This window comes from Peribacillus sp. NPDC056705 (assembly GCF_043656335.1).
Genome location: NZ_JBHTYI010000055.1, coordinates 1 through 9,144, shown reverse-complemented (window position 1 = coordinate 9,144; position 9,144 = coordinate 1). Strand labels below are relative to the sequence as shown.

General features: G+C 32.2%; 7 protein-coding genes. All 7 read right to left on the bottom strand.

Annotated elements, in window-relative coordinates; all coding sequences use genetic code 11:
* Positions 1-175: 175 nt before the first annotated feature.
* Positions 176-712: a GNAT family N-acetyltransferase gene (locus ACFRAK_RS26695; protein ID WP_394572855.1), complete on the bottom strand. Its 537-nt coding sequence runs from the start codon at positions 710-712 to the stop codon at positions 176-178.
* A 323-nt stretch (positions 713-1,035) separates the two neighbouring features.
* Positions 1,036-1,653, bottom strand: coding sequence for a DUF3885 domain-containing protein (locus ACFRAK_RS26690; RefSeq protein ID WP_394572859.1), 618 nt, complete (start codon positions 1,651-1,653; stop codon positions 1,036-1,038).
* Positions 1,654-1,754: 101 nt separating this feature from the next.
* Positions 1,755-2,222 (bottom strand): regulatory YrvL family protein, encoded by a 468-nt coding sequence (locus ACFRAK_RS26685; RefSeq protein WP_394572854.1) that lies wholly within the window; start codon positions 2,220-2,222, stop codon positions 1,755-1,757.
* A gap of 282 nt (positions 2,223-2,504) precedes the next feature.
* On the bottom strand, positions 2,505-2,705 hold the full coding sequence (locus tag ACFRAK_RS26680) for a hypothetical protein (RefSeq protein ID WP_394572853.1): 201 nt from the start codon (positions 2,703-2,705) through the stop codon (positions 2,505-2,507).
* A gap of 531 nt (positions 2,706-3,236) precedes the next feature.
* Positions 3,237-3,959, bottom strand: a complete 723-nt coding sequence (locus ACFRAK_RS26675; protein WP_394572852.1) for a DUF2290 domain-containing protein — start codon at positions 3,957-3,959, stop codon at positions 3,237-3,239.
* Positions 3,956-6,100: a DEAD/DEAH box helicase gene (locus ACFRAK_RS26670; protein ID WP_394572851.1), complete on the bottom strand. Its 2,145-nt coding sequence runs from the start codon at positions 6,098-6,100 to the stop codon at positions 3,956-3,958. Before ACFRAK_RS26670 ends, ACFRAK_RS26675 begins: the two co-directional genes overlap by 4 nt.
* A 1,693-nt stretch (positions 6,101-7,793) precedes the next feature.
* On the bottom strand, positions 7,794-8,897 hold the full coding sequence (locus tag ACFRAK_RS26665; protein ID WP_394572850.1) for a helix-turn-helix domain-containing protein: 1,104 nt from the start codon (positions 8,895-8,897) through the stop codon (positions 7,794-7,796).
* Positions 8,898-9,144 lie beyond the last annotated feature (247 nt).

Sequence of the window (9,144 nt, the reverse complement as noted above, 5' to 3'; positions counted from 1 at the left end):
TATTAACGCTCTCCTCTTTTTTTTTAAACGATTGAGCAGGGTCTTCTTAAGTATTGTCATTTTTCATTTTTAAAGAAACTTATTTTCATGGTAGTTTAAGTACAATCCTTCACAAATTAACTTTGAAATAAGAAATAGAGGTGCCTCAGCTACCCCCTTTGTACATTGAATACGACTAAACGTTTTTGGTTTTCAACCATTCATTTTCTAAAATACTCATTTCCCATAAACTCCAATATTCATTACCATTTTTTCTTGAATCACGAAGTAAACCCTCTTTTATATATCCTGCTTTTTCGTAACAGGCGATGGCAGAAACATTAAAGTCAAATACCCCAAGACTAACTCTATGTAGTTGAAGTTCATCAAATGCGATTTTAAGGATTTCCTTAATCATTTGCTGACCTATTCCTTTACCTCTTGTGTTTTTATCACCAACTAATACTTTTCCAACTCTTGCAGATTTGTTTTTTCTATCAATTTTACCCAATGAGATATGACCAACAGTTTCACCAGTTTCATTATCAATTACTTTATAGACCATAGTTTCTGCGTTTTCATTATTTGCATTTTCAATGTACTTTTCTAATTGACTATCATTCAAGGGATAATCAAACCCTGGACCTCCCCATTGAAGTAAGAATGCAGGTGAATCAATCCAACTGATAAGTTTTTTGAAATCAGAACGCTCAAAATACTTTAGTTCTACCATAAATACCTTCTCCCTTTGTTTTCGTTTAAAGCTTTATTGCTTTATATAACTAAAGTATAACCTGGTAATTCTTTGTTCTTCAACTAACTGCCCCGTTAGCCATCCATGAATCGCAAAAATCGACGATTCACCACAAAGAATGAAAATGGTTAGGAAGTGTCAATACTGATACTGACCTTAATCCAGTCAACCCTAATCTATAGGCTAATTTATTAACGCTCTCCTCTTTTTTTTTAAACGATTGAGCAGGGTCTTCTTAAGTATTGTCATTTTTCATTTTTAAAGAAACTTATTTTCATGGTAGTTCATTAAGGAGACATCCTTTAGTTGAATATCTCGTCTATTTCGTTTCTGTCGTAATCTAATATCCAATCGTTGTATTTGTCATAAACATTTCTTATTGTTTCGGGCGAGGTCGCCAATAAATCACAACCCCTGTCATCATAAACGTGAAATATAGTTTTCCTGTTGATGTTTATAAAATAGACCCTATTAAAAATACTTGGTCTTATACCCATATCCTGATTGCAGATTGCTTTTAACATAGGAACGTATTTTAAGTCAGACGTTTTACATTTTAAAGTAAATCTATGTGTTTTATATGTTCCTTCTTCATCATCGTCAGGAAAAACATAAGGAATTGTTTTTTGGTTTAACCCATATAAGACCGATTTCTCTTTAATATAACGAGAAAAAGTATTTGATTTATGTTTATAACCATCTGCAAAATCGTTTACGTCAACTACTATATAAATATCATCGTTATTAGAATGCACGGACTTAAATAAAGTGATAGCCCTTTTATATACGCCTTGTAGATATGGACTATTTTCATAATCATATTCTCTATCATATTCCACACCTAATTCAAAACGGATACCAATTTTCCAACTATAAAACAAGGGTGGTCTAAGTTCTAAGTTCGGGAAATTCTCATCCATAAAGTCGTTTAAAAGCATTTTTGCACCTCTTTAATTTCCTTCATTGTACCATTCCTTAAGGAACTATCCTGCCCCTTAATCGTATGAATCTGGCGAGTTTTTCAGGATATTGAATTCCCTTTTATTTTTTCTTTATCATCAAAGGCAACTTCAATAAAGAAGAATAATAGAACAGCACCGATTTCTGTTGTCACTGGAATGGTAATACTATTCATGAATTCATCTACTGTGTGTAATGACAACCAATTAAATGTGCAATCAATGATCATACGTGTAATAAATAATTTATATTTACCTAACACGTATTGTGATGTTAAGTTGATGAAGGCAATAGAGAATAAATCAAATATAAAACCGAGAAGAAAGTAAAACAAAACAAAAATTAATAGTGAATAAAGAGATTCATACTGTACTCCGAATAAACTGAAAAAACCTGCAATGCCTAAGAAAAAAATCCCTAAAACAAAAGATATGGCCAGGATAACAAGTAATGTTAATGCTGTAACAACAAATATCTTATTAAATAAATTCATATCTCTGAATGAATCATTATTATTATCTTTATTCATTGGTTGTAACATATCCTTTTTCGTAAATTGGCTAACGACTTCTCCATAAAGACATCTTATCAAAAACCCTTTATAATACTTCAAGAAAAATATTCCATCTTGTATGGAACTAACCTGCCCCGTTAGTTCCATAAGAAAAAAGCTGCCTTAAAGACAGCCCCGATCTTCAGCTAACGCACCCGTTAGTTCTATAAGAAAAGGAGCTGTTTCCAGCCCCATATAGAAGTAATTCACCCTTTTGTTTAATTATGAGCTTGTTAGTAATATCTGAAAGTTAACTAGTTATTTCCTTTTAAGACTGTTTATTAAGAAATGAATAATGCCAACAATCAGAAAGATATAACCAAATCCAATTAACAATTCAGGATTATTCATTTGAGTAGAAAGCTCTTCTAGCAGATCTTGAGCAAAACTTGAATAACCAATTGCTAAAAACAGTCCTCCTCCTAATAGATAAAGAATTGCTACACCATATTTTCTCAATCTAAAGTCACCTCAAAATATTATTCTATCTGTTGTTAATTGTTTCCTTCTCTATTCAGCCCTTTAGTTGAAACAAGTAAAAATCCACATTAACACAATGTTACAATAACACAAATTATAAATGTAAATTTTGAGTACACTCATAGTAGACAATTAAAAATGCTATTTTAAGTGGATTTTGTTTGTAAAATTTAAGTTGTATAATAAATGGAGTAGATAAGTTTATTGAAAGGGAAAATTTATTATGTAGCTTTGAAACGAAGTTTGATCAAATCAATACAAGCTACTTTCTTGAATCGATCCTTGCTTCACTTTCTTGCCAACTACTGTAGCTTCGAAAGAAGGCTAAAGCAAACACTAATAACCTTGATAAACAAAAAAGAAGACCCTGTTTTGAAGGATTAATCAAAACAGGCTCTTAATATATCTATTGAATCATTTTTAAAAAGCTAGCCATTGAAGATTTGCTCTTATAAAATTTGCAAAACAGTACATGTTTGATTATTCGATACCAAAAATAGAGTCTCATTTCTATGCATTGAATTTTAAAAAAATATCACGCTTTTCATTTCTTGAAAATAATTCCTCTTCCAATGAAGTTGCTGTCGAATAATTCGATAAATAAACTTCCCTAAACTCTGGATCATCCATACCTATTCTCCATTTGTTCCAAAAAATATGTCTTACTATGAATGCTACAAAATGTTTAGGAGTCATTATAAAAGAAAGTGGTATTCTTATTTCATTTTGTTGCCCAACATGAATGTGTGAAGCTGGGTGAATCAATTCCTTTCGTTGTTCAATGCTAAAATCATACCTAATACTCGTTACATTATTTTTCAGCTCTGTTTCAGTGACGAACTGCGAATACTCCTCAAAAAACATCGTCCCACATTCATTTATATCTAAATCTAAATCGTGTAAATATTCCTCGTAGCTGATTTGATTTGAAGGTGCTTCATAAAAGGCATATCTGATATCATTTATTCTTTCACTTTCATCTAGTTCGTAACCAAACTGAAAAAATGAACCGTCCTCAGGTAATAATAAGTTGTAATCTAAATTATCTCTAGCAATCCTATATATTTTCCTATAATCATCTTTGTAGGAATGCTCTATAAATCCCCTTGATAAATCAGTCTTACGGAGAGACCTTGCTTTTTCTCTTTCCTCAATAAAACCTATTTCTAACTTCTTTAATATCTTTTTGGCTTCTTTATAGTCCACAAAAATTTTAGAAGGCGCAATGGTCATTTGTCTCTTTCACCTTTTAAAAGATTTAAAGCTGTCGCTCTATCTAATCCAATTTCGTCCAATTGCTCTAACAGTTTTTCGCGCTTTTTATTCATTTCTGCATTCTCAATTGCAAGTTCTCTTCGAAGTGTCTTAATTTCTTCAACACCCGGATATTCAAAAACCATATTTGGAATATTAGATTTAGCATTAATCATTTCCTCTATTAAATAATAAAAACCTTGACCCACTCCAGAAAAATTCAACCATGCTTTTGCACGTGTAAAAGCAGTAAAAACTTTATTTCTTGAAACAATATCGTATTTTTTATTGCTTAAACTGTCAGCACCTATTACATAAACCATTGCAGACTCATTTCCTTTAGCACGATATACAGTTGTTAAAGTAATCTTCCCTTGAATAGTAAAGTTGTCACCACTATAAGAATTAAGCAAATTATTTACATATATCCTGTTTTTCTCTAACAAAATCTCTAATTCAGAAAAATATGTTCTTGCATATTTATCATCTAAACATATTACCATTATATCTTCCGGTAATAATTTTTCTTCTATATCTTTTTTTATTGATTCACTTAACCACTTAACCTCATCACTAATAGTGGCTGCAAAAAAAGTCTTTATTATTTCATCTGGAGTATAATGATCTGAAATAATTGAAGGACTATTTTCCTTTGGCCTATGAATTACTGTGTGTTCACCTTTTATACAATTACCTTCTGATACCTCATACCCTAGGTCTTCCCAATGCTCTTTATTTTCTAATATTTGAAGAGCTTTATCATTATATAAACCAAAACCAAGCGCATGAGCTACCAATAATATTTCTCTTGGATTACGGTAGCTTTTATGAAGAACTATGTCATTATTCTGGTGTGGATGGTTTTCCTGTAACTCAGAAAGATTTATACCCTTATCTCCAAATTCATTCTGAAAAAGTTCCATAGTCTCTTGAAGTTCTATATTTAGAATATTTTGCAATTCATCGTAAGCCCAAACTAATTGATCATTCATAGCTAATTTTCTACATAACCAATAAAAAGAACTTGGGAAATCTTGTCCTTCATCCATTAGTACATAGTTATATTTGTTTTTTATTTTCCCATTAACTCTTGATAAAAGATCAAAACAAACATATTCGAAACTATTCATTTGTGCTTTTTTTGCTCCAAAGTTTGCTTCACTTAAATTTAAGGGCGTAACTCCATTATCAATACAAGCATTATAATAAACACCATTTATTGTTTTTCCGCCCCAAGCGTGTAAGATATGAATATTGTCCCAATTAGGATCGTGATCTTCATACATTCGATAAAATCTTGTAATTAATTGTTTTATTTGATCATACAAACTCTTTGTATAAAAGGTATATAAAATTTTGGCCTCTGGGTTTTCCATATGAATTAAAGCAGCTTTCATAGCTAAAATAATTGTTTTTCCTGAACCAGCCATACCTCTTATTCTTTGAGGGCCATCTATTATTGTGAGAGCTGCGATTTTTTGTTTTTGATCAAATTTTGCAATCTGCAGATCTAGATTGCTTAATATAGCTCCTTTAGAATTGTCGTGTTCTTGGCCTAACTCCCTTTTTACAGGTTTTGGCATAGCCCTTGTGCCATCAATTACCGAATATATATCTGTTAATACTTCCTCGGTTATGTAATCACCTGTTAAAGAATTTAATACTTCATCTATTTCAGATAGAGAGTTTGCCCAATAATTATCTCCTTCATCCTCCTCTAATTTCACATTATAATTGGGAAGATAAATAATTGTACTCATAGGTATTTTTAGTTCTTTTCTCGCTCTTTTTTTTCTTAAACCAGAAATTTTTATCAATTTCGATAAAATAAAACTATATATTGAATCTGTCTTTTCATAAATAACATCAAGGTCTTCGTGATCTAAAACCCTATGGCTTCTGTTATCTTTTGAAATAATGATAATTCCATGGTATGGGCTTACAATAAAAAAACTTGGAGATTGTACATCTTCATCTAATTCTTTAAACATTGGAAACTTATAATAAACAGATGCATTTTCCAATTTCAATTCTTTTTGTTTACTTTTTAAATGCTGAATAAATGTAATTGCCTCAGTATCATCATTATATTCTGAAAACGGTATTATTACTTCTAACATTGAATTACACCTTCTATTTCTTCATTATTTACTCTTCGAGAAAACAACTATTATATACAATTGTATTTTTTTCTGATGTACTTAATTGTCGATTAAAATTAATGTTTTTGGTTCGATTTATCATTGCACTAAAATGGCGGAAGATTTTCATTAAAATTTCATCTGCCATCTTATTAGATTCTGTCTTTTCCATTTTATCTACAAGTACTGGAGTATGTTTCCATAGATAATTTGGTACAATCTAAAGCTGTATAAAGCGCATCCATGTTATGAGATTTTAATTGCAATCTTCACCTGTTAGTAACGCAAATTAATGAGGGAGGAGATATTTTTCACCTTGCTTTATCTTCTAAACAGTCTTCCCAATTCAGCTCCAGACCATATACCATAATCAGCCATAATTTTTCCTTTTAGTAAAATTAGATAATTTTCTGCACCACTTATCTTGAACCATTCTTCCTCTATTCTCTCAAAGTTTCTGAGCCAGGATTAGAATGTTGAATGTGTTGCAATATAAACATGCCCTAAAAATTCATTAAGGGTTAATAAATCCAATCGCGTCTCAATCTGACGAAACGAATGAATGAGGTAATCCACATAAGAAGGAAAGTTAGTATCTTGGGCATTACTTTATTTTTTTCAGTCCTAATATATCAGATGTAAAATTAAAAAGAAACATGTCCTTCCTCCTGTGATGAGTTGTACGGTACTTGTCGGCTAGCATAGGTTGCTACTCGTGGGTATTTAGCTGCCTTCCTTAATTTACTTAGATGGCCCCCATTCACCTATAAAAAAGCCAATGATTGTTGGGCCTGCTTGGGCTTGGCCTCGCCACGAGACATATATCCCTTGCCTTGGGATCCTCTCTTTGTCCTCGGCCTTAGCCTTGTTCTCCTTGGCCCGCTTGTAGTTTTGTTGTGATGTCCGGGCAAGCATAGGTCGCACACCCGTCTGGGTAATAGGTATTATCCATTCAACAATTACTTTTATAAAAAAGCCCTCTTTGACGGCTAACCAAAGAAGGCTATATTTTATATTGAGCATACCATCACATCTCAAAATTTTACTGTTTCCTATACGAAAAATACAGTTTTCACATCAAATTACTGGTCAATCACTGGCAACATTTTGGTCACAAACTATAGAAAGCCACCGGAAATTACAGTTCATTTCAAAACTGATAAACACCTCATAAACCATGATATAAAGCCATGTTTGGATGCTTTAGTAAACTATAGAAAATTATCCTTACTACGCTGGCAGTGTAGAGGTCAGCGGTTCGATCCCGCTATGCTCCATTCAAACAACAATTTCTTCGAATATTTACATTAACTAAAAAAGAGACTTCCATATTTCAGGAGAACTCAGATGAAAAAAAATGTTAGCGAACTCTTCTAAGTATTCTTCGCTTAGCATTTTACTTGTAGTATATCTTTAATTGAAAGGCTTTTTTTGTTTTATAGTGAATAAAACTTTAATATTCATCCATTTTGTTATGAAGTAAATAAATTACAGAAAGTTGGGTTACCTGCCTTCTTGTACCTATCATTTTTGCTTTCCGGAATTTAGATAATGCCGACTCTGTACCTTTTCCGAAGTCAGGATCAAATCATTCAGGGCCTTAAAGTATAGCCTGTAGGATCCAGATGAGATTGCCTTTGCACCATTTTCGCTATAAAAAACTTTTATATAGTTATTTTATTATCGAAGATAATTTTTGCTCAACCCATTTACTGATACTAATCCCTTCTTGTTCAGCTAAATCTGAAATTGTTTCTAACAATTCGATAGGTAACTCAAAACTAGTTTTTCTATTGGAACTACGCAATATCAAAATATCATCTTCATGATGTATTTCTCCATTGATTAAGTACGGCAAAATATCAGCAATACCAAACACCTCAGATATTAACGGCTTTTCCCCTGCCCTGACGTAGAGTAAAACTGTTTCATTTTGTTCTCTAATTCGAATGTTTTCCATACCCCAAATTTCATATAAATAGTCAAGGAATGGATAAAATACAACTTCATTTTTTGGGACATGAAGTTCAACGTAGCCTTTATAATCCAAAGTAGTCTGATGGATGGAGTATGATGGCTTTAAGGCATAATTATTAATTCCTTCTTCATATGTCAACAACTTTTGGATATTGGGTAAGTAAAAACCAAATACTTTTTCTTCATTACGAATCACACGTGCCTCTCGTATTTTATTCGAATGAAATCTTTGATACAAAGCAATATCATTTTTCGCATCATAATATTCATATTTTTTTGGTCGCTGTGTTTCAGATGGTTTGAGTGATTTCTCTGCTTCATGATAGGCTGTTTCCGAAATTACATAAGTGATTCTTTCATCACCATAAGGTACAGCCTCAGCTTTTATTGCACCATCTTGAATATACTTATAAATACTTTGAACAGTTAATCCCAATCTCTTTGCAACCTCATTAGGGCTCATACCAGTAGGGAAAGATTGCTTTTCATAGACTAATCGATCCACTTCCGCTTTTTCATAACGGGCCTCTTTATGTAATCGATGTGGGTCCAAAATTTTAATAATTTTCTTCTGCTTTCCGTAATGGTAGACCGTTGCCTTGGATACGCCTAATAAATCCGCTACTTCTTTTTGTGTATACCATTCCACTTTATCCCCCTCCCATCCTTCTTGCTTATCCATTTCTGTTATGGGAACATCCCGTTGTTTCCCATTCGTCAATTCCTCATGATACAAGACTGCTTCCGCCTGGCCAAATTTTACCCGATATTGGAGACGGGGGTGTTCGATTACTTCCAAAATCACGCCTTCTTTTTTTTCAAATTGTTTAAAGTAGTAAAAACTCTCCGGGTCTTCTTCTTCCGTACATGTTTGGAGAACATACACCGTTTCCCCCATTTCATAAGATACAGTCTGAATATTTTTTACATGGTTTAGTTTATTCATAATTTGTCTATTCACCCTTTTTTCATTTCATTGCTATATGTATATATATATCAGGATTAACTATTCATTCATATATCTATTATAATATATCGTATTGACT

What these genes read in the sequence shown, in the direction of transcription:
- ACFRAK_RS26670 (WP_394572851.1), bottom strand. Translation starts at nt 6,100, where the DNA reads ATGTTAGAAGTAATAATACCGTTTTCAGAATATAATGATGATACTGAG.
- ACFRAK_RS26695 (WP_394572855.1), bottom strand. Translation starts at nt 712, where the DNA reads ATGGTAGAACTAAAGTATTTTGAGCGTTCTGATTTCAAAAAACTTATC.
- ACFRAK_RS26690 (WP_394572859.1), bottom strand. Translation starts at nt 1,653, where the DNA reads ATGGATGAGAATTTCCCGAACTTAGAACTTAGACCACCCTTGTTTTAT.
- ACFRAK_RS26685 (WP_394572854.1), bottom strand. Translation starts at nt 2,222, where the DNA reads ATGAATAAAGATAATAATAATGATTCATTCAGAGATATGAATTTATTT.
- ACFRAK_RS26675 (WP_394572852.1), bottom strand. Translation starts at nt 3,959, where the DNA reads ATGACCATTGCGCCTTCTAAAATTTTTGTGGACTATAAAGAAGCCAAA.